The sequence below is a fragment of the Pseudomonas sp. PARCl1 genome (assembly GCF_947311875.1).
GTDB lineage: Bacteria > Pseudomonadota > Gammaproteobacteria > Pseudomonadales > Pseudomonadaceae > Aquipseudomonas > Aquipseudomonas juntendi.
This window is the reverse complement of the sequence record NZ_CAMZMX010000036.1, coordinates 36807-58723: the sequence shown is the minus strand read 5'-3', so window position 1 is coordinate 58723 and position 21917 is coordinate 36807. Positions and strand designations below refer to the sequence as shown.

The window sequence follows — 21917 nt, the reverse complement described above, 5'->3', positions numbered from 1 at the left end:
TCGCCGATGGTAGTGTGGGGTTTCCCCATGTGAGAGTAGGTCATCGTCAAGATTCATTTCGCAAAACCCCTATCTGCACATGCAGGTAGGGGTTTTGTCTTTGTGCTCCAAAAAAGTCCCCTGGCTTCACCACAATCCCTGTGGGAGCGGGCGCGCCCGCGAACACCGGCGCAGCCGGAGCCATCACAGCGCCTGCTCCTCGGCGCCATTATCGTCAGGCTGAGCGTTTAAGCCCGAGGCATTCGGCCCTTTTCCTATGCAATCCCCCAGCCCATAGCTATCATGCCTGCCTTATTCCAAGTCGAGACTGGCATGCTGAAGTTGTTGAATCTCCTCAAGGACGGCCGGTTCCATTCCGGAGAAGCTCTGGGGGCGGCCCTCGGGGTGAGTCGTAGCGCCGTTTGGAAGCAGCTGCAGCACCTGGAGAGTGAACTGAACCTCACCATTCACAAAGTTCGTGGGCGTGGTTACCAATTGGCTGCGCCGCTGGTGTTGCTTGAGGCACAAGCAATCGCCGGGTTCGCCGAAGGCGAGCAGTGGCCAGTATTCATCCACGACACGATCGACTCGACCAACGCCGAAGGCCTGCGCATGGCGGGTGAGGGCCAGGCAGCACCCTTTTTAGTTTTGGCCGAGCGCCAGAGCGCTGGCCGTGGCCGACGTGGTCGGCAATGGGTCAGTCCGTTTGCCGAGAACCTGTACTACAGCCTGGTGCTGCGGGTTGACGGCGGCATGCGCCAGCTTGAAGGCTTGAGCCTGGTGGTAGGGTTGGCGGTAATGCGCACCTTGCAGGGCTTTGGTGTAAAGGACGTAGGGCTGAAGTGGCCTAACGATGTCTTGGTTCGCGGGATGAAGATCACCGGCATTCTGCTGGAACTGGTGGGAGATCCAGCCGATGTCTGCCATGTTGTGCTGGGTGTCGGCATCAATGTGAACATGCAGGCGAACGAGCAGGTCGACCAGCAGTGGACGTCGATGCGGCGCGAGCTGGGTGGGGCAATAGACCGGAATCACCTGGTGGCGTCGCTAACCCAGCATTTGCAGCATGAACTGGCACGTCATCGGCGCTATGGTTTCGCTGCATTCCAGGAGGAATGGGAGCAGGCGCACCTTTGGCAAGGCCGGAGTGTATCGCTGATTGCCGGTAACACGCGTATTGATGGTGTTGTTCTTGGCGTCGACGGGCAGGGCGGCTTGCGCCTTGAGGTGGATGGAGTGGAGAAGAGCTTCAGCGGTGGTGAGCTCAGTTTGAGGTTGCGTGATGATTCTTGAGCTCGATTGCGGAAACAGCTTTATCAAATGGCGGGTCATCCATGTCGCCGATGCAGTGATCGAGGGCGGCGGGATTGTCGACTCCGATCAGGCATTGGTGGCCGAAGTGGCCGCACTCGCCTCGGTGCGTCTTACGGGCTGTCGCATTGTGAGTGTGCGTAGCGAGGAAGAGACCGATGCGCTTTGCGCGGTTATCGCCCAGGCCTTTGCCGTTCAGGCCCGGGTAGCGCACCCCGCCCGGGAAATGGCAGGCGTGCGCAACGGTTATGAGGATTACCAGCGTTTGGGGATGGATCGCTGGCTGGCCGCGTTAGGTGCATTTCATGTTGCCAAAGGGGCTTGCCTGGTCATCGATTTGGGGACTGCCGCAAAAGCCGACTTCGTGGCTGCGGATGGCGAGCACCTGGGCGGGTATATCTGCCCGGGCATGCCATTGATGCGCAGTCAGTTGCGCACCCACACCCGGCGCATTCGTTATGACGATGCCTCCGCCGAGCGCGCGTTGACCAGCCTGTTGCCAGGGCGCTCAACCGTCGAGGCAGTCGAGCGCGGTTGTGTTCTGATGCTGCAGGGTTTTGCCCGCACGCAGCTCGAGCAGGCACGCGCCCTGTGGGGTGAAGATTTCACCGTATTCCTCACTGGGGGCGATGCGCCGCTAGTGAGGGAGGCCGTGCCCCAGGCGCGTGTCGTGCCCGACCTGGTGTTCGTGGGGCTGGCCATGGCTTGTCCATTGGATTGAGGTGCCTATGCGTTGGTTGTTTCTGCTGTTACTGGTGCTCAACGTCTTCTACTACGTGTGGCATCAGCAGGAAGCCCCGCTGAAGGTCAAGGAAGTCGCCCCCTTGTCTCTGTACAAGGGGAGTCAGCAAGAAATCCGGCTTTTGCGTGAAACGGGTGTATCAACACCCCCAAAGCGCCGGGATGAATGCCTGGTAATCGGTGGGGTAATGGTGCAGGCGCAGCTCGAAGCCCTGCGCCAGCGGCTGCTTAGCCTCGATATTGCGACGGTGCCGGTGGTAGGGCAGTTGCCTGGTGCCGATGGTCGTTGGCTCAAGGTAGCCCCGGAAAGCGAGCGATTGCTGGATGAAACGGTGCTCTCATCTCTTTCCAATGATTTCAAAGACTTAAAACATAAAATTATTTTCTGCCAGGGTATTGCAACTGACGAATAGCTTGATAGAATGGCGCCCGCTTCACAGGGAACACCATTTAGGTGGTAGAGCTGGAAGCGGTGTCAAAGCAGCTAAGTTTCAGATTTGATTGAAAAAATTTGAAAAAAACGCTTGACACTAGGACGGCAGACAAATAGAATGCCGGCCACATCTGGAGGGATTCCCGAGCGGTCAAAGGGGACGGACTGTAAATCCGTTGCGAGAGCTTCGAAGGTTCGAATCCTTCTCCCTCCACCAGTTTTAGCGAGAGCCACAAGCTCCGCGGGTATAGTTTAGTGGTAGAACCTCAGCCTTCCAAGCTGATGATGCGGGTTCGATTCCCGCTACCCGCTCCAAGTTTGCTGGGTTTTGCACAAAGTGTTTCGCTCTTGTAGCTCAGTTGGTAGAGCACACCCTTGGTAAGGGTGAGGTCAGCGGTTCAAGTCCGCTCAAGAGCTCCATACAAACAAGGCAGATATGAAAATATCTGCCTTTGTTTTATCAGCGCAAGACTATTCTTCTGCGAGGGTTGTATCGATGGCTAAGGAAAAGTTTGATCGTTCCCTTCCCCACGTTAACGTCGGCACCATCGGCCACGTTGACCACGGTAAGACCACTCTGACCGCAGCTCTGACTCGCGTCTGCTCCGAAGTTTTCGGTTCGGCAGTCGTTGAGTTCGACAAGATCGACTCGGCTCCGGAAGAAAAAGCGCGCGGTATTACCATTAACACCGCTCACGTCGAGTACAACTCGAACATTCGTCACTACGCTCACGTTGACTGCCCAGGTCACGCTGACTACGTGAAGAACATGATCACCGGTGCTGCCCAGATGGACGGCGCGATCCTGGTTTGCTCGGCCGCCGATGGTCCGATGCCACAAACCCGTGAGCACATCCTGCTGTCCCGTCAGGTTGGCGTTCCGTACATCGTGGTCTTCCTGAACAAGGCTGACCTGGTAGACGACGCTGAGCTGCTGGAACTGGTCGAGATGGAAGTTCGCGATCTGCTGTCCACCTACGACTTCCCAGGCGACGACACCCCGATCATCATCGGTTCGGCTCGTATGGCGCTGGAAGGCAAAGACGACAACGAAATGGGCACTACCGCTGTCAAGAAGCTGGTAGAAACTCTGGATGCCTACATCCCTGAGCCAGTTCGTGCCATCGACCAGCCATTCCTGATGCCAATCGAAGACGTATTCTCGATCTCGGGTCGTGGTACCGTTGTTACCGGCCGTATCGAGCGTGGTATCGTCCGCGTTCAGGATCCGCTGGAGATCGTTGGTCTGCGTGACACCTCCACCACCACCTGCACCGGTGTTGAGATGTTCCGCAAGCTGCTGGACGAAGGTCGTGCTGGCGAGAACTGCGGCGTTCTGCTGCGTGGTACCAAGCGTGACGACGTTGAGCGTGGCCAGGTTCTGGTCAAGCCAGGTTCGGTCAAGCCGCACACCAAGTTCACCGCAGAAGTCTACGTTCTGTCGAAGGAAGAAGGCGGCCGTCACACTCCGTTCTTCAAAGGCTACCGTCCTCAGTTCTACTTCCGTACCACTGACGTGACCGGTAACTGCGAACTGCCGGAAGGCGTTGAAATGGTAATGCCAGGTGACAACATTCAGATGACTGTTACCCTGATCAAGACCATCGCAATGGAAGACGGTCTGCGCTTCGCTATCCGTGAAGGCGGTCGTACCGTCGGCGCCGGCGTCGTAGCAAAAATTATTGAATAAGTAGTTGATTTACTTGATCAGGCCGGTATAATGGCCGGCCTGATACAGCGTTACAGGTCAGTAGCTCAATTGGCAGAGCGACGGTCTCCAAAACCGTAGGTTGGGGGTTCGATTCCCTCCTGACCTGCCATTTCACCTCGGTGTGATGGCTTTCTTCTTACAGGATCCTCCTCGATGACCCCCAAAACTGAAGCCCAAGAATCGCGTTTTGATCTGTTCAAGTGGCTGGCTGTAGTGGCTTTGGTGGTTGTTGGCGTAGTGGGTAACCAGTATTACTCCGCCTCCCCAATCCTGTATCGCGTTCTCGCACTTCTCGTCCTGGCTGCTGTCGCGGGCTTTGTAGCTCTGCAGACTGCGAAGGGCAAGTCGTTCTTTACGTTGGCGAAGGAAGCTCGTGCCGAGATTCGTAAAGTCGTGTGGCCGACCCGCCAGGAAACCACCCAGACCACGCTGATTGTCGTGGCTGTTGTGCTGGTTATGGCACTGCTGCTGTGGGGGCTCGACTCCCTGCTCGGCTGGGCGGTCTCCCTGATCGTTGGCTAAAGGTGTCCCGTGGCTAAGCGTTGGTATGTTGTGCATGCTTACTCGGGTTACGAGAAGCATGTAATGCGCTCCCTGATTGAGCGCGTCAAGCTGGCTGGCATGGAAGACGGTTTCGGCGAGATCTTGGTTCCGACCGAAGAAGTCGTCGAAATGCGTAACGGCCAGAAGCGCAAAAGTGAGCGCAAATTCTTCCCTGGCTATGTGCTGGTCCAGATGGAGATGAACGAAGGGACTTGGCACTTGGTCAAGGACACCCCTCGTGTGATGGGCTTTATTGGTGGTACTGCAGACAAGCCTGCGCCGATCACTGATAAAGAAGCCGAGGCTATCCTGCGTCGCGTTGCCGACGGTAGCGACAAGCCGAAGCCGAAGACGCTGTTCGAGCCAGGTGAAGTGGTTCGTGTCATTGACGGTCCGTTCGCTGACTTCAATGGCAGTGTCGAAGAGGTTAACTACGAAAAGAGCCGCCTGCAGGTTGCAGTGCTCATTTTCGGTCGCTCTACTCCGGTGGAGCTCGAGTTCAGCCAGGTCGAAAAGGTCTAGGCGGACAAAGCATCCCATACCCCGCAGCCCTGTGTGCTGCGGGGTTTTGTCGTCACTGGGATAAAACGCAAGTCATCCGGGGAGCCAGCAGGCGTTCGTACCCGATTTTGGAGTAGCTCATGGCTAAGAAGATTCAGGCTTACATCAAGCTGCAAGTTAAGGCCGGCCAGGCCAACCCAAGCCCACCCGTTGGTCCAGCACTGGGTCAACATGGTGTGAACATCATGGAATTCTGCAAGGCCTTCAACGCCCGTACCCAGGGTCAAGAAGCCGGCCTGCCGACTCCAGTGATCATCACTGTCTACAGCGACCGTAGCTTCACCTTCGAGACCAAGAGCACCCCTGCCTCGGTTCTGCTGAAGAAAGCTGCTGGCCTGACCAGTGGTTCGGCTCGCCCGAACACCGTTAAAGTCGGTACCGTTACCCGTGCTCAGCTGGAAGACATCGCGAAAGCCAAACAGGCTGACCTGACTGCCGCTGACCTGGACGCTGCTGTACGCACCATCGCTGGCTCTGCCCGCAGCATGGGCCTGAACGTGGAGGGTGTGTAATGGCTAAGCTGACCAAACGCCAAAAGGCAATCGCCGAGAAAATCGAAGCAGGCAAGGCCTACAACTTCGAAGAAGCGGCAACTCTGCTGGCCTCGCTGCCTGCTGCCAAGTTCGTCGAGTCCTACGACATCGCCGTAAACCTCGGTGTTGACCCGCGTAAATCCGACCAGGTCGTACGTAGCGCTACTGTGCTGCCGCACGGCACTGGCAAGACCGTTCGCGTTGCCGTTTTCACCCAGGGCCCAGCTGCTGAAGCTGCTCTGGCTGCAGGCGCTGACCGCGTAGGTATGGACGATCTGGCTGCCGAAATGAAAGGCGGCGACCTGAACTATGACGTCGTCATCGCATCGCCTGATGCCATGCGCGTTGTAGGTCAGCTGGGTCAGGTTCTGGGTCCTCGCGGCCTGATGCCTAACCCGAAAGTTGGTACCGTGACTCCAGACGTAGCCACTGCCGTGAAAAACGCCAAGGCTGGTCAGGTTCGCTACCGTACCGACAAGAACGGTATCATCCACACCTCCGTTGGCAAGGTCGGCTTTGAAGCTGGCAAGCTGAAGGAAAACGTTGAAGCCCTGATCGCTGACCTGAAGCGTATCAAGCCAGCTTCTTCGAAAGGTATCTACGTTAAGCGCGTTACCCTGAGCACCACCATGGGCCCAGGTCTGGTCATCGATCAGAGCTCGCTGAACGTGTAAGAACATGGTGGTGCGACATGTCGCGCCACCAGCAAAAATTGGGGTCCCTGCCTGGCGGGGGCTATCCAAGACCGTAGGCGGCGCAAGCCTTAAAAACCCAGCCCACGCAGATGGTGCTCCCGATTCGTTACCGAATCAGACACCAAAACGACATCAGGCTTCGGCCAGATGAAACGGTAAAAACCAGGAGTAAACCCGTGGCAATTAAACTCGAAGACAAGAAGGCCATCGTCGCTGAAGTCAACGAGGCTGCCAAAGTCGCTCTGTCCGCTGTCGTGGCTGATGCCCGTGGTGTGACTGTAGGCGCAATGACCGGACTCCGTAAAGAGGCCCGCGAAGCTGGCGTTTATGTACGTGTCGTACGTAACACCCTGCTCAAGCGCGCTGTTGAAGGCACCGAATTTTCGATCCTCAACGACGCGTTCAAAGGCCCGACCCTGATTGCTTTCTCCAACGAACACCCGGGCGCTGCTGCTCGTCTGTTCAAAGAGTTCGCCAAGGGTCAGGACAAGTTCGAGATCAAGGCAGCTGCGTTTGACGGCAATTTCATTGCAGCGAACCAGATCGACGTGTTGGCTACCCTGCCGACCCGCGACGAAGCTATTGCGAAACTGATGAGCGTTATTCAAGGCGCCACCAGCAAGCTGGCTCGTACTCTGGCAGCCATTCGCGACCAGAAAGAAGCTACCGCCGCCTAAGGCGTGCGAATTCTTTCAAAATCATACGTTTAATTTGATGGCTGCGTAGGCTGTCACCCCAATACAGGATTTAAGTCATGTCCCTGACTAACGAACAAATCATCGAAGCAATCGGCCAGAAAACCGTTCTGGAAGTTGTTGAGCTGATCAAAGCAATGGAAGAAACCTTCGGCGTTACCGCTGCTGTTGCCGCTGCTGGCCCAGCTGCTGCTGCTGCCGTTGTTGAAGAGCAGACCGAGTTCAACGTTGTTCTGGTTGAAGCCGGCGACAAGAAAGTGAACGTGATCAAAGCCGTTCGCGAGCTGACCGGTCTGGGCCTGAAAGAAGCCAAAGAGAAAGTCGATGGCGCTCCTCAGGTTGTAGCTGAAGGCGTTTCGAAAGAAGCCGCTGAAGACGCTAAGAAGAAGCTGGAAGAAGCAGGCGCTAAAGTCGAGCTGAAGTAATCTCGACCTTGCGATGCCAGCCTGAGCGTTGAGCAAAAGGCTGATGGCTGGTGGCTTATGCCACCGGCCTTTTTCCGTTATTGGTGGCCGGTCATGCCGGCCCCGATAACAAGCTGCAAGACACCCATGTGGGTGGCGCAAACCAAGGGGTTTGCACGATTTTCTGGCTGCTCCCGCCGGGAGAAGCCAAACAAGCAGGTGACCAAGCTGGGGAACGCTGATGGCTTACTCATACACTGAGAAAAAACGTATCCGCAAGGACTTTAGCAAGTTGCCGGACGTCATGGATGTGCCTTACCTCCTGGCCATCCAGCTGGATTCGTATCGCGAATTCCTGCAAGCGGGAGCATCCAAGGATAACTTCCGCGACGTCGGCCTGCACGCGGCCTTCAAATCGGTATTCCCGATCATCAGCTACTCCGGCAATGCTGCCCTGGAGTACGTAGGCTATCGCCTGGGCGAACCCGCCTTCGATGTGAAGGAATGTGTCCTGCGTGGTGTGACCTTCGCGGTACCACTGCGGGTCAAGGTGCGCCTGATCATCTTCGACAAGGAATCGTCGAACAAAGCGATCAAGGACATCAAAGAGCAAGAAGTCTACATGGGTGAAATCCCCCTGATGACTGAAAACGGTACCTTCGTAATCAACGGTACCGAGCGTGTGATCGTTTCCCAGCTGCACCGTTCGCCTGGTGTGTTCTTCGACCACGACCGTGGCAAGACCCACAGCTCCGGCAAGCTGCTGTACTCCGCTCGCATCATCCCTTACCGCGGCTCCTGGCTGGACTTCGAGTTCGACCCGAAGGACTGCGTGTTCGTGCGTATCGACCGTCGCCGCAAACTGCCGGCCTCGGTGCTGCTGCGTGCCCTGGGCTACAGCACTGAAGAAGTGCTGAATACCTTCTACACCACCAACGTGTTCCACATTTCCGGCGAAAAACTTAGCCTGGAACTGGTGCCACAGCGTCTGCGTGGTGAAGTTGCTGTCATGGACATCCATGACGAAACCGGCAAAGTCATCGTCGAGCAAGGCCGCCGTATTACCGCGCGCCACATCAACCAGATCGAAAAGGCCGGCGTCAAGCAGCTGGACGTTCCTATGGAATACGTCCTGGGCCGCACCACCGCCAAGGCTATCGTGCATCCGGCTACCGGTGAGATCCTCGCCGAGTGCAACACCGAGATGACCACCGAGCTGCTGATCAAGGTCGCCAAGGCGCAGGTTGTCCGTATCGAGACCCTGTACACCAACGACATCGACTGCGGTCCGTTCATCTCCGACACGCTGAAGATCGACACCACCAGCAACCAGCTGGAAGCCCTGGTCGAAATCTACCGCATGATGCGTCCAGGCGAGCCGCCGACCAAGGACGCCGCCGAGACCCTGTTCAACAACCTGTTCTTCAGCGCCGAGCGTTACGATCTGTCCGCCGTTGGCCGCATGAAGTTCAACCGTCGTATCGGTCGTACCGAGATCGAGGGTTCGGGCGTGCTGAGCAAGGAAGATATCGTCGAGGTCCTGAAGACCCTGGTCGATATCCGTAACGGCAAAGGCATTGTCGACGACATCGACCACCTGGGTAACCGTCGCGTTCGTTGCGTCGGCGAGATGGCCGAGAACCAGTTCCGCGTTGGCCTGGTGCGTGTAGAGCGCGCGGTCAAGGAACGTCTGTCGATGGCGGAAAGCGAAGGCCTGATGCCGCAAGACCTGATCAACGCCAAGCCGGTTGCGGCGGCGGTGAAAGAGTTCTTCGGTTCCAGCCAGCTGTCCCAGTTCATGGACCAGAACAACCCGCTCTCCGAGATCACCCACAAGCGCCGCGTCTCTGCACTCGGCCCTGGCGGTCTGACCCGTGAGCGTGCTGGCTTTGAAGTCCGTGACGTGCACCCGACCCACTACGGCCGTGTGTGCCCGATCGAGACCCCTGAAGGTCCGAACATCGGTCTGATCAACTCCCTGGCAGCCTATGCCCGCACCAACCAGTACGGCTTCCTGGAAAGCCCGTACCGCGTGGTGAAAGAAGGTGTGGTCAGCGACGACATCGTGTTCCTGTCGGCCATTGAAGAAGCCGATCACGTTATCGCCCAGGCTTCGGCCGCGATGAACGACAAGAAGCAGCTGATCGATGAGCTGGTAGCGGTCCGTCACCTGAACGAATTCACCGTCAAGGCGCCGGAAGACGTCACCCTGATGGACGTGTCGCCGAAGCAGGTTGTTTCCGTCGCTGCCTCGCTGATCCCGTTCCTCGAGCACGACGACGCCAACCGTGCACTGATGGGTTCGAACATGCAGCGTCAGGCTGTACCGACCCTGCGTGCCGACAAGCCGCTGGTAGGTACCGGCATGGAGCGCAACGTTGCCCGTGACTCCGGTGTCTGCGTGGTTGCTCGCCGCGGTGGCGTGATCGACTCGGTCGACGCCAGCCGTATCGTCGTTCGCGTCAATGACGATGAAGTCGAGACCGGTGAAGCCGGTGTGGACATCTACAACCTGACCAAGTACACCCGTTCCAACCAGAACACCTGCATCAACCAGCGTCCGCTGGTCAGCAAGGGTGACAAGGTTCAGCGCAGCGACATCATGGCCGACGGCCCGTCCACCGACATGGGTGAGCTGGCACTGGGTCAGAACATGCGTATCGCCTTCATGGCGTGGAACGGCTTCAACTTCGAAGACTCCATCTGCCTGTCCGAACGTGTGGTGCAGGAAGACCGCTTCACCACGATCCACATTCAGGAACTGACCTGTGTGGCGCGTGATACCAAGCTTGGCCCAGAGGAAATCACTGCGGACATCCCGAACGTGGGTGAAGCCGCACTGAACAAGCTGGACGAAGCCGGTATCGTCTACGTGGGTGCGGAAGTCGGCGCGGGTGACATCCTGGTCGGTAAAGTTACGCCAAAAGGCGAAACCCAGCTGACTCCGGAAGAAAAACTGCTGCGCGCCATCTTCGGCGAAAAAGCCAGCGACGTTAAGGACACTTCCCTGCGCGTGCCAACCGGCACCAAGGGCACTGTCATCGACGTACAGGTCTTCACCCGTGATGGCGTGGAGCGCGACAGCCGCGCCCTGGCCATCGAGAAGATGCAGCTGGACGAGATCCGCAAGGACCTCAACGAAGAGTTCCGCATCGTCGAAGGCGCAACCTTCGAGCGTCTGCGTTCTGCCCTGGGCGGCCAAGTGGTCGACGGTGGCGCGGGCCTGAAGAAAGGCACCGTGATCTCCGACGAAGTACTGGACGGTCTGGAGCACGGCCAGTGGTTCAAGCTGCGCATGGCTGAAGATGCACTGAACGAGCAGCTGGAAAAGGCTCAGCAGTACATCGTTGACCGTCGCCGTCTGCTGGACGACAAGTTCGAAGACAAGAAGCGCAAGCTGCAGCAGGGCGATGACCTGGCACCAGGCGTACTGAAGATAGTCAAGGTTTACCTGGCAATCCGCCGTCGCATCCAGCCGGGTGACAAGATGGCCGGCCGTCACGGTAACAAAGGTGTTGTCTCGGTTATCATGCCGGTTGAAGACATGCCGCACGACGCCAACGGTACTCCGGTCGACGTCGTACTGAACCCGCTGGGCGTACCTTCGCGTATGAACGTTGGTCAGATCCTCGAAACCCACCTGGGCCTTGCGGCCAAAGGCCTGGGCGAGAAGATCGACCGCATGCTCGAAGAGCAGCGCAAAGCCGCTGAGCTGCGTGTGTTCCTGACCGAGGTCTACAACGAGATCGGTGGTCGTCAGGAAAACCTCGACGAGTTCTCCGACGCCGAGATCCTGGCCCTGGCGCACAACCTGAAGAAAGGTGTGCCTATGGCTACTCCGGTCTTCGATGGTGCCAAGGAGCGCGAGATCAAGGCCATGCTGAAACTGGCAGACCTGCCAGAAAGCGGCCAGATGGTGCTGTTCGATGGCCGTACCGGCAACAAGTTCGAGCGTCCGGTGACCGTTGGTTACATGTACATGCTCAAGCTGAACCACTTGGTGGACGACAAGATGCACGCGCGTTCCACTGGTTCCTACAGCCTGGTTACCCAGCAGCCGCTGGGTGGTAAGGCGCAGTTCGGTGGTCAGCGTTTCGGGGAGATGGAAGTGTGGGCGCTGGAAGCATACGGCGCGGCATACACCCTGCAAGAAATGCTCACAGTGAAGTCGGACGACGTGAACGGCCGTACCAAGATGTACAAGAACATCGTGGATGGCGATCACCGTATGGAGCCGGGCATGCCCGAGTCCTTCAACGTGTTGATCAAAGAGATCCGTTCCCTCGGTATCGATATCGATCTGGAAACCGAATAACACGTGACGCGAAGGGGAGTGGGGCAGGTAATGCCCGCTCCCTGCTCCGCCAGGAGGAAAGGCCTTGAAAGACCTACTGAATTTGCTGAAAAACCAGGGTCAAGTCGAAGAGTTCGACGCCATCCGCATCGGTCTGGCGTCGCCTGAAATGATCCGTTCGTGGTCGTTCGGTGAAGTTAAGAAGCCGGAAACCATCAACTACCGTACGTTCAAGCCTGAGCGTGACGGCCTGTTCTGCGCCAAGATCTTTGGCCCAGTCAAGGACTACGAGTGCCTGTGCGGCAAGTACAAGCGCCTCAAGCACCGTGGCGTAATCTGCGAGAAGTGCGGCGTTGAAGTTGCCCTGGCCAAAGTGCGTCGTGAGCGCATGGCGCACATCGAGCTGGCCTCGCCGGTCGCCCACATCTGGTTCCTGAAGTCGCTGCCGTCCCGTATCGGCCTGCTGATGGACATGACCCTGCGTGACATCGAGCGCGTGCTCTACTTCGAGAGCTACGTCGTTATCGACCCGGGCATGACCACCCTGGAAAAGGGCCAGCTGCTGAACGACGAGCAGTACTTCGAAGCGCTGGAAGAGTTCGGTGACGACTTCGACGCCCGCATGGGGGCCGAGGCTGTCCGCGAACTGCTGCACGCTATCGACCTGGAGCACGAGATCGGCCGCCTGCGCGAAGAAATTCCGCAGACCAACTCGGAAACCAAGATCAAGAAGCTGTCCAAGCGCCTGAAGCTGATGGAAGCTTTCCAGGGCTCGGGCAACCTGCCTGAGTGGATGGTGCTGACCGTTCTGCCAGTACTGCCGCCGGACCTGCGTCCGCTGGTGCCGCTGGATGGTGGCCGCTTCGCGACCTCCGACCTGAACGACCTGTATCGTCGGGTGATCAACCGTAACAACCGTCTGAAGCGCCTGCTGGATCTGTCGGCGCCGGACATCATCGTGCGCAACGAAAAGCGCATGCTGCAGGAGGCGGTCGACGCCCTGCTGGACAACGGCCGTCGCGGTCGCGCCATCACTGGCTCGAACAAGCGTCCGCTGAAGTCCCTGGCCGACATGATCAAAGGTAAGCAAGGTCGCTTCCGTCAGAACTTGCTCGGTAAGCGTGTGGACTACTCCGGCCGTTCGGTAATTACCGTAGGCCCGACCCTGCGTCTGCACCAGTGCGGTCTGCCGAAGAAGATGGCCCTCGAGCTGTTCAAGCCGTTCATTTTCGGCAAGCTGGAAATGCGTGGTCTGGCGACCACCATCAAGGCTGCCAAGAAGATGGTCGAGCGCGAGCTGCCAGAGGTATGGGACGTTCTCGCCGAGGTGATCCGCGAACACCCCGTACTGCTCAACCGTGCGCCAACCCTGCACCGTCTGGGTATCCAGGCCTTTGAACCGGTTCTGATCGAAGGTAAAGCCATCCAACTGCACCCGCTGGTCTGCGCCGCGTACAACGCCGACTTCGACGGTGACCAGATGGCCGTTCACGTGCCGCTGACGCTGGAAGCCCAGCTCGAAGCGCGCGCGCTGATGATGTCGACCAACAACATTCTGTCGCCAGCCAACGGTGAGCCAATCATCGTTCCGTCGCAGGACGTTGTACTGGGTCTGTACTACATGACCCGTGAGGCCATCAATGCCAAGGGCGAAGGTCGCGTATTCGCCGACCTGCAGGAAGTCGACCGCGTATTCCGCGCCGGCGAAGCTGCCCTGCACGCGAAAATCAAGGTTCGTATCAACGAAACCGTGAAAGAGCGTGATGGCTCGGTGGTCAAGAACACCCGTATCGTCGACACCACCGTCGGCCGTGCGCTGCTGTTCCAGGTTGTACCGGCAGGCCTGCCGTACGATGTGGTCAACCAGCCAATGAAGAAAAAGGCGATCTCCAAGCTGATCAACCAGTGCTACCGCGTGGTTGGTCTGAAAGAGACCGTCATCTTCGCTGACCAGTTGATGTATACCGGTTTCGCCTACTCGACCATTTCCGGTGTTTCCATCGGTGTTAACGACTTCGTTATCCCGGACGAGAAAGCCCGCATCATCGGTAACGCTACCGATGAAGTGAAGGAAATCGAGAGCCAGTACGCCTCCGGCCTGGTAACCCAGGGCGAGAAGTACAACAAGGTCATCGACTTGTGGTCCAAGGCGAACGACGAAGTGTCCAAGGCGATGATGGCCAACCTCTCGAAAGAGAAGGTCATCGACCGCGAGGGCAAGGAAGTCGAGCAAGAGTCCTTCAACTCGATGTACATGATGGCTGACTCGGGTGCGCGGGGTTCCGCAGCACAGATCCGTCAGCTGGCTGGTATGCGTGGCCTGATGGCCAAGCCGGACGGCTCGATCATCGAGACGCCGATCACCGCGAACTTCCGTGAAGGTCTGAGCGTACTCCAGTACTTCATCTCGACCCACGGTGCTCGTAAGGGTCTGGCGGATACCGCCTTGAAGACTGCGAACTCGGGTTACCTGACGCGTCGTCTGGTGGACGTTGCCCAGGATCTGGTGGTTACCGAGATCGACTGCGGCACCGACCAAGGCCTGCTGATGACTCCGCACATCGAAGGCGGCGACGTTGTAGAGCCGCTGGGTGAGCGTGTACTGGGTCGTGTCATCGCCCGCGACGTGTTCAAGCCAGGCACCGAGGACGTGATCGTTCCGGCCGGTACCCTGGTCGACGAGCAGTGGGTCGAGTTCATCGAGCTGAACAGCATCGACGAAGTGATCGTGCGTTCGCCGATCAGCTGCGAAACCCGCTACGGCATCTGCGCCAAGTGCTACGGTCGTGACCTGGCTCGCGGTCACCAGGTGAACATCGGTGAAGCTGTCGGCGTTATCGCTGCACAGTCGATCGGTGAGCCGGGTACCCAGCTGACCATGCGTACGTTCCACATCGGTGGTGCTGCAAGCCGTACTTCGGCTGCCGACAGCGTCCAGGTGAAGAACGGCGGCATGGTGCGTCTGCACAACCTGAAGCAGGTCGAGCGTGCCGACGGCAACCTGGTTGCCGTATCGCGTTCCGGTGAGTTGGCCATTGCCGACGAATTCGGCCGTGAGCGTGAGCGCTACAAGCTGCCTTACGGTGCAGTGATTTCGGTCAAGGAAGGTGAAAAGGTCGAAGCTGGCGCCATCGTCGCCAAGTGGGACCCGCACACCCACCCGATCGTGACCGAGCTGAAAGGTACCGTGACCTTCGTGGGCATGGAAGAAAACATCACCATCAAGCGTCAGACCGATGAACTGACCGGCTTGACCAACATTGAAGTACTGGACGTGAAGGATCGCCCTGCCGCAGGCAAGGAAATCCGTCCGGCAATCAAGATGGTCGATGCCGCTGGCAAGGATCTGTACCTGCCAGGTACCGACGTACCTGCCCAGTACTTCCTGCCGGCCAACGCCCTCGTGGGTGTGGCTGACGGTGCCCAGATCGGTGTCGGTGACGTTATTGCGCGTATCCCGCAAGAAACGTCGAAGACCCGTGACATCACCGGTGGTCTGCCGCGCGTTGCCGACCTGTTCGAAGCGCGTCGTCCGAAAGAAGCCTCGATTCTGGCTGAAGTCAGCGGCACCATCGCATTCGGTAAAGAGACCAAGGGCAAGCGTCGCCTGGTGATCACTCCGACCGACGGTAGCGATCCGTACGAAGAGCTGATTCCGAAGTGGCGCCACCTGAACGTGTTCGAAGGTGAGCAGGTAAACCGCGGTGAAGTTATCTCCGACGGCCCGAGCGATCCGCACGACATCCTGCGTCTGCTGGGTGTCAGCGCGCTGGCGAAGTACATCGTCAACGAGATCCAGGACGTTTACCGTCTGCAAGGCGTGAAGATCAACGACAAGCACATCGAGACCATCCTGCGTCAGATGCTGCGCAAGGTCGAGATCTCCGAGTCGGGCGATTCCAGCTTCATCAAGGGCGACCAGATGGAACTGACCCAGGTACTGGTAGAGAACGAGCGTCTCGCCAGCGAGGACAAGTTCATCTCCAAGTTCACCCGTGTGCTGCTGGGTATCACCAAGGCCTCGCTGTCGACCGAGTCGTTCATCTCCGCGGCTTCCTTCCAGGAAACCACCCGCGTACTGACCGAAGCGGCGGTAACCGGCAAGCGCGACTACCTGCGCGGCCTGAAGGAGAACGTGGTTGTGGGTCGTTTGATCCCAGCCGGTACTGGTCTGGCTTACCACAGCGAGCGCAAGCGTCGCCGTGATGCCGACAAACCGTTGCGTGTCAGCGCCAGTGAGGTGGAAGCCGCACTGACCGAAGCGCTGAATTCCAGCGGTAACTAAGTCCAGGGCGGGGCCCCGGCTACCCTCGAACGGGCATCGGTGACATGAAATGTTGCCGATGATCGGGCGAGGAGGGCCGGGGCCTTGTCTTGACTGGGTGCAAGATCCTCTTTAGACTTTTGTACCCTTAAATTTGGTGAGGCTCCGTCTCGCCAATTTTTGGCTTTCTTGCAAGACAATAGAGTCGCAAGACAATCAGTGGAGCTAGTAGATGGCAACTATCAACCAGCTGGTACGTCAGCCGCGTAAGCGTTCGGTCGAGAAGTCCGACGTTCCTGCGCTGCAGAACTGCCCGCAACGTCGTGGCGTGTGCACCCGTGTGTACACCACCACGCCGAAAAAACCTAACTCGGCACTGCGTAAAGTATGCCGTGTGCGTCTGACCAACGGTTTCGAGGTTTCCTCGTACATCGGTGGTGAAGGCCACAACCTGCAAGAGCACAGCGTCGTCCTGATCCGTGGCGGCCGTGTAAAAGACTTGCCAGGTGTTCGTTACCACACCGTTCGCGGCTCTCTGGATACTTCGGGCGTCAAAGGCCGTAACCAGGGTCGTTCGAAATACGGTACCAAGCGTCCGAAGTAATCGGCCGTTTGCAGACATCCATTTTTTTGAGTCGATAAGAGTAAGGTCGGGCAGGGGTCGAAGACCCGCGTCCCGGGCTAACCTGAAGACCGTTTGAGGGCTTATCATGCCAAGACGTCGTGTAGCAGCAAAACGTGAGATCCTTGACGATCCGAAGTACGGATCCCAGATCCTCGCCAAGTTCATGAACCACGTGATGGAAAGCGGCAAGAAGGCCGTAGCCGAGCGCATCGTTTACGGTGCCCTGGATACCGTCAAAGCACGCAAGAACAGCGACCCCCTGGAAATCTTCGAGAAAGCTCTCGACGCCATCGCTCCGCTGGTCGAAGTCAAGTCCCGCCGTGTAGGCGGTGCTACTTACCAGGTTCCGGTTGAAGTTCGTCCATCCCGTCGTAACGCTCTGGCAATGCGCTGGCTCGTAGACTACGCCCGCAAGCGCGGCGAGAAGTCGATGGCTCTGCGTCTGGCCGGCGAACTGCTGGATGCTGCCGAAGGCAAGGGTGCTGCAGTCAAGAAGCGTGAAGACGTGCACCGTATGGCTGAAGCCAACAAAGCGTTCTCGCACTACCGCTTCTAATTCAAGCATCAATCATTTCGCGAGGGCTTTATGGCTCGTACTACAGCAATTAACCGCTACCGTAACATCGGTATCTGTGCCCACGTTGACGCGGGCAAGACTACCACTACCGAGCGGATCCTGTTCTACACAGGTCTGAGCCACAAGATGGGCGAGGTGCATGACGGCGCCGCGACCACCGACTGGATGGTGCAGGAGCAGGAGCGGGGTATCACCATTACCTCCGCTGCCGTTACCACCTTCTGGAAAGGTTCCCGTGGTCAGTACGACAACTACCGCGTAAACGTCATCGATACCCCCGGCCACGTTGACTTCACCATTGAAGTAGAGCGTTCGCTGCGCGTACTCGACGGCGCGGTCGTTGTGTTCTGCGGTACCTCCGGCGTTGAGCCGCAGTCCGAAACCGTATGGCGTCAGGCCAACAAGTACGGCGTTCCACGTGTTGTCTACGTGAACAAGATGGACCGTGCCGGTGCCAACTTCCTGCGCGTTGTAGGTCAGATCAAGAACCGTCTGGGTCACACCCCGGTTCCGGTTCAGCTGGCCATCGGTGCAGAAGATGACTTCCAGGGTCAGGTTGACCTGATCAAGATGAAAGCCATCTACTGGAACGACGACGACAAAGGCACCACCTATCGCGAGGAAGAAATTCCTGCCGAGCTGGTGGATCTGGCCAACGAATGGCGCAGCAACATGGTCGAGGCTGCTGCCGAGGCCAGCGAAGAGCTGATGAACAAGTACCTTGAAGAAGGTGACCTGTCCGTCGAAGACATCAAGGCTGGTCTGCGCGCCCGTACTCTGGCGAGCGAGATCGTTCCTGCTGTCTGCGGTTCTTCGTTCAAGAACAAGGGCGTTCCCCTGGTTCTCGATGCCGTCATTGACTACCTGCCTGCGCCAACCGAGATCCCTGCGATCAAGGGTATCCACCCTGATCTGATCGACGTGCCGAAGGATGAAGTCAAGCCAGAACAGTACGACGAGCGTCCTGCTGACGACGACGAGCCGTTCTCGGCTCTGGCGTTCAAGATCGCTACCGACCCGTTCGTGGGCACCCTGACCTTCGTCCGCGTTTACTCGGGCTTCCTGACCTCTGGTGACTCCGTCATCAACTCGGTCAAGGGCAAGAAAGAGCGCGTTGGCCGTATGGTGCAGATGCACGCCAACCAGCGTGAAGAAATCAAGGAAGTACGTGCAGGCGACATCGCTGCTCTGATCGGGATGAAGGACGTCACCACCGGTGATACCCTGTGCAACCTCGACAAGCCGATCATCCTTGAGCGTATGGACTTCCCTGAGCCGGTAATTTCGCTCTCCGTAGAGCCGAAAACCAAGGCTGACCAGGAGAAGATGGGTATCGCACTGGGCAAGCTGGCCCAGGAAGACCCGTCGTTCCGCGTCAAGACCGACGAAGAAACCGGCCAGACCATCATCTCCGGTATGGGTGAGCTGCACCTGGACATTCTCGTTGACCGCATGAAGCGCGAATTCAACGTCGAGTGCAACGTCGGCAAGCCGCAGGTTTCGTACCGCGAGAAGATCACCAAGTCCAACGTCGAGATCGAAGGCAAGTTCGTTCGTCAGTCGGGTGGTCGTGGTCAGTTCGGTCACTGCTGGATCCGTTTCTCGGAGCCAGACGTCGACGAGAAGGGCAACATCACCGAAGGTCTGGTCTTCACCAACGAAGTCGTTGGTGGTGTGATTCCGAAGGAATTCATCGCCCCGATCCAGAAGGGTATCGAAGAGCAGATGAAAAACGGCGTTGTTGCCGGCTATCCGCTGCTCGGCCTGAAGGCTACAGTGTTCGACGGTTCGTACCACGACGTCGACTCCAACGAAATGGCGTTCAAGATCGCCGCTTCGATGGCGACCAAGCAACTGGCCCAGAAGGGCGGTGGCGTGGTGCTTGAGCCGATCATGAAGGTCGAAGTTGTAACCCCGGAAGACTACCTGGGTGACGTGATGGGTGACCTGAGCCGTCGTCGTGGGATGATCCAGGGTAATGAAGACTCGGTGTCCGGCAAGGTAATCACTGCTGAGGTACCACTCGGAGAAATGTTCGGTTATGCAACCGACGTTCGTTCCATGTCTCAGGGTCGCGCAAGCTACTCCATGGAATTCTCCAAATACGCCGAAGCTCCGTCGAACATCGTCGAAGCACTCGTTAAAAAACAAGGCTAATCCCCTTTAGGCAAGAGGTTCACTGTCGTGGCTAAAGAAAAATTTGATCGTTCCCTTCCCCACGTTAACGTCGGCACCATCGGCCACGTTGACCACGGTAAGACCACTCTGACCGCAGCTCTGACTCGCGTCTGCTCCGAAGTTTTCGGTTCGGCAGTCGTTGAGTTCGACAAGATCGACTCGGCTCCGGAAGAAAAAGCGCGCGGTATTACCATTAACACCGCTCACGTCGAGTACAACTCGAACATTCGTCACTACGCTCACGTTGACTGCCCAGGTCACGCTGACTACGTGAAGAACATGATCACCGGTGCTGCCCAGATGGACGGCGCGATCCTGGTTTGCTCGGCCGCCGATGGTCCGATGCCACAAACCCGTGAGCACATCCTGCTGTCCCGTCAGGTTGGCGTTCCGTACATCGTGGTCTTCCTGAACAAGGCTGACCTGGTAGACGACGCTGAGCTGCTGGAACTGGTCGAGATGGAAGTTCGCGACCTGCTGTCCACCTACGACTTCCCAGGCGACGACACCCCGATCATCATCGGCTCGGCTCGTATGGCGCTGGAAGGCAAAGACGACAACGAAATGGGCACTACCGCTGTCAAGAAGCTGGTAGAAACTCTGGATGCCTACATCCCTGAGCCAGTTCGTGCCATCGACCAGCCATTCCTGATGCCAATCGAAGACGTATTCTCGATCTCGGGTCGTGGTACCGTTGTTACCGGCCGTATCGAGCGTGGTATCGTCCGCGTTCAGGATCCGCTGGAAATCGTTGGTCTGCGTGACACCTCCACCACCACCTGCACCGGTGTTGAGATGTTCCGCAAGCTGCTGGACGAAGGTCGTGCTGGCGAGAACTGCGGCGTTCTGCTGCGTGGTACCAAGCGTGACGACGTTGAGCGTGGCCAGGTTCTGGTCAAGCCAGGTTCGGTCAAGCCGCACACCAAGTTCACCGCAGAAGTCTACGTTCTGTCGAAGGAAGAAGGCGGCCGTCACACTCCGTTCTTCAAAGGCTATCGTCCTCAGTTCTACTTCCGTACCACTGACGTGACCGGTAACTGCGAACTGCCGGAAGGCGTTGAAATGGTAATGCCAGGTGACAACATTCAGATGACTGTTACCCTGATCAAGACCATCGCAATGGAAGACGGTCTGCGCTTCGCTATCCGTGAAGGCGGTCGTACCGTCGGCGCCGGCGTCGTAGCCAAAATCATCGAGTAATCTCTCGACCGATTGAAAAAACCCCCGCTCAGCGGGGGTTTTTTTTATTGGGTTGACACTAAATGGGGGCGTCTATAGAATCACGCCTCCTTTTAGCGGGCGTAGTGCGTCCGTTGGGAACAGCCTGGAGTCTGAAATCCAATGCAAAATCAGCAAATCCGTATCAGGTTGAAGGCTTTCGACCATCGCCTGATCGACCAATCCACCCAGGAAATCGTGGAAACCGCGAAACGTACTGGTGCACAAGTGCGTGGTCCAATTCCACTGCCTACCCGCAAAGAGCGTTTCACCGTTCTGGTTTCCCCGCACGTCAACAAAGACGCGCGTGACCAGTACGAGATCCGCACTCATAAGCGTGTTCTGGACATCGTCCAGCCAACGGATAAAACCGTTGACGCGCTGATGAAGCTTGATCTGGCGGCAGGTGTGGAAGTACAGATCAGCCTCGGCTAAGACTTCGGTCTAGTCGTGTAACGCTCTGAAATGGGCGGCCATAGCGGGTGAAAGCCCCGTACACTCATGAGGTTTACAACATGACTATTGGTGTAATCGGTCGCAAGTGCGGTATGACCCGCATTTTCACCGAAGAAGGTGTCTCCATTCCGGTCACGGTCATTGAGATCGAGCCGAATCGCGTCACCCAGTTCAAAACTGAAGAAACCGATGGCTACCGTGCAGTGCAAGTCACTGTCGGCGAGCGTCGTGCTTCGCGTGTGACTGCCGCTCAGGCAGGCCACTTCGCCAAGGCCAACGTTGCCGCTGGTCGCGGTGTTTGGGAGTTCCGTCTTGAAGAAGGCGATTTCCAGGCTGGCGATCTGATCAAAGCTGAACTCTTCACTGCAGGCCAGCTGGTTGACGTTACTGGTCAGTCCAAAGGTAAAGGCTTTGCCGGTACCATCAAGCGCTGGAACTTCCGTGGTCAGGACAACACCCACGGTAACTCCGTGTCGCACCGTGTTCCTGGTTCCATCGGCCAGTGCCAGACTCCTGGTCGTGTGTTCAAGGGCAAGAAAATGTCCGGTCACATGGGCGCCGAGCGCGTGACTGTTCAGTCCCTGGAAGTAGTTCGCGTAGACGCTGAACGCAACCTGCTGCTGATCAAAGGTGCCGTACCTGGCGCTACTGGTGGCGACGTGGTTGTACGTCCAGCTGTCAAGGCTCGCGGTTAAGGGG

At 57.7% G+C, this 21917-nt stretch carries 18 protein-coding genes and 4 tRNA genes; all 22 read left to right on the top strand.

Annotated elements, in window-relative coordinates:
- The first annotated feature begins 312 nt into the window (after positions 1-312).
- Complete coding sequence (birA, locus tag QME24_RS18140; RefSeq protein ID WP_054906288.1) at positions 313-1272, top strand: bifunctional biotin--[acetyl-CoA-carboxylase] ligase/biotin operon repressor BirA; 960 nt, start codon at positions 313-315, stop codon at positions 1270-1272.
- Positions 1262-2011, top strand: a complete 750-nt coding sequence (locus tag QME24_RS18135; protein WP_009681393.1) for a pantothenate kinase — start codon at positions 1262-1264, stop codon at positions 2009-2011. The genes birA and QME24_RS18135 overlap by 11 nt, the downstream gene beginning before the upstream one ends.
- A gap of 7 nt (positions 2012-2018) precedes the next feature.
- A complete protein-coding gene (locus QME24_RS18130) occupies positions 2019-2444 on the top strand; it encodes a hypothetical protein (protein WP_009681394.1) in 426 nt (141 codons plus the stop codon).
- A gap of 153 nt (positions 2445-2597) precedes the next feature.
- Positions 2598-2681, top strand: a tRNA-Tyr gene (locus tag QME24_RS18125).
- Between the two features lie 24 nt (positions 2682-2705).
- A tRNA-Gly gene (locus QME24_RS18120) sits at positions 2706-2779 on the top strand.
- A gap of 29 nt (positions 2780-2808) precedes the next feature.
- Positions 2809-2884, top strand: a tRNA-Thr gene (locus QME24_RS18115).
- 76 nt (positions 2885-2960) lie between these two features.
- Positions 2961-4154 (top strand): elongation factor Tu, encoded by a 1194-nt coding sequence (gene tuf / locus QME24_RS18110; protein ID WP_054881963.1) that lies wholly within the window; start codon positions 2961-2963, stop codon positions 4152-4154.
- A gap of 54 nt (positions 4155-4208) precedes the next feature.
- Positions 4209-4284, top strand: a tRNA-Trp gene (locus QME24_RS18105).
- A gap of 44 nt (positions 4285-4328) precedes the next feature.
- Positions 4329-4697: a preprotein translocase subunit SecE gene (gene secE / locus QME24_RS18100; RefSeq protein WP_009681243.1), complete on the top strand. Its 369-nt coding sequence runs from the start codon at positions 4329-4331 to the stop codon at positions 4695-4697.
- A gap of 9 nt (positions 4698-4706) precedes the next feature.
- Positions 4707-5240: a transcription termination/antitermination protein NusG gene (gene nusG / locus QME24_RS18095; RefSeq protein ID WP_003255501.1), complete on the top strand. Its 534-nt coding sequence runs from the start codon at positions 4707-4709 to the stop codon at positions 5238-5240.
- Between the two features lie 119 nt (positions 5241-5359).
- Complete coding sequence (gene rplK, locus QME24_RS18090; RefSeq protein ID WP_003255500.1) at positions 5360-5791, top strand: 50S ribosomal protein L11; 432 nt, start codon at positions 5360-5362, stop codon at positions 5789-5791.
- Positions 5791-6486: a 50S ribosomal protein L1 gene (gene rplA / locus QME24_RS18085; protein ID WP_009681244.1), complete on the top strand. Its 696-nt coding sequence runs from the start codon at positions 5791-5793 to the stop codon at positions 6484-6486. Before rplK ends, rplA begins: the two co-directional genes overlap by 1 nt.
- Before the next feature lie 197 nt (positions 6487-6683).
- The gene (gene rplJ, locus QME24_RS18080; protein WP_009681245.1) at positions 6684-7184 is read left to right on the top strand and encodes a 50S ribosomal protein L10; all 501 of its coding nucleotides are present in this window, start codon (positions 6684-6686) and stop codon (positions 7182-7184) included.
- A gap of 77 nt (positions 7185-7261) precedes the next feature.
- The gene (gene rplL / locus QME24_RS18075; protein WP_003255496.1) at positions 7262-7627 is read left to right on the top strand and encodes a 50S ribosomal protein L7/L12; all 366 of its coding nucleotides are present in this window, start codon (positions 7262-7264) and stop codon (positions 7625-7627) included.
- Between the two features lie 220 nt (positions 7628-7847).
- On the top strand, positions 7848-11921 hold the full coding sequence (gene rpoB, locus QME24_RS18070; RefSeq protein ID WP_232892724.1) for a DNA-directed RNA polymerase subunit beta: 4074 nt from the start codon (positions 7848-7850) through the stop codon (positions 11919-11921).
- Positions 11922-11985: 64 nt separating this feature from the next.
- Entirely contained in the window at positions 11986-16185 is a 4200-nt protein-coding gene (rpoC, locus tag QME24_RS18065; RefSeq protein ID WP_009681247.1) for a DNA-directed RNA polymerase subunit beta', read from the top strand.
- A 211-nt stretch (positions 16186-16396) separates the two neighbouring features.
- Positions 16397-16768, top strand: a complete 372-nt coding sequence (gene rpsL, locus QME24_RS18060; RefSeq protein ID WP_003255492.1) for a 30S ribosomal protein S12 — start codon at positions 16397-16399, stop codon at positions 16766-16768.
- 106 nt (positions 16769-16874) lie between these two features.
- Entirely contained in the window at positions 16875-17345 is a 471-nt protein-coding gene (gene rpsG, locus QME24_RS18055) for a 30S ribosomal protein S7 (RefSeq protein ID WP_003246741.1), read from the top strand.
- Between the two features lie 30 nt (positions 17346-17375).
- Positions 17376-19523: an elongation factor G gene (gene fusA / locus QME24_RS18050; RefSeq protein ID WP_009681248.1), complete on the top strand. Its 2148-nt coding sequence runs from the start codon at positions 17376-17378 to the stop codon at positions 19521-19523.
- Between the two features lie 27 nt (positions 19524-19550).
- The gene (gene tuf, locus QME24_RS18045) at positions 19551-20744 is read left to right on the top strand and encodes an elongation factor Tu (protein ID WP_054881963.1); all 1194 of its coding nucleotides are present in this window, start codon (positions 19551-19553) and stop codon (positions 20742-20744) included.
- Positions 20745-20885: 141 nt separating this feature from the next.
- Positions 20886-21197, top strand: coding sequence for a 30S ribosomal protein S10 (gene rpsJ / locus QME24_RS18040; protein WP_003186070.1), 312 nt, complete (start codon positions 20886-20888; stop codon positions 21195-21197).
- 80 nt (positions 21198-21277) lie between these two features.
- Positions 21278-21913, top strand: a complete 636-nt coding sequence (rplC, locus tag QME24_RS18035) for a 50S ribosomal protein L3 (RefSeq protein ID WP_003255486.1) — start codon at positions 21278-21280, stop codon at positions 21911-21913.
- Positions 21914-21917 lie beyond the last annotated feature (4 nt).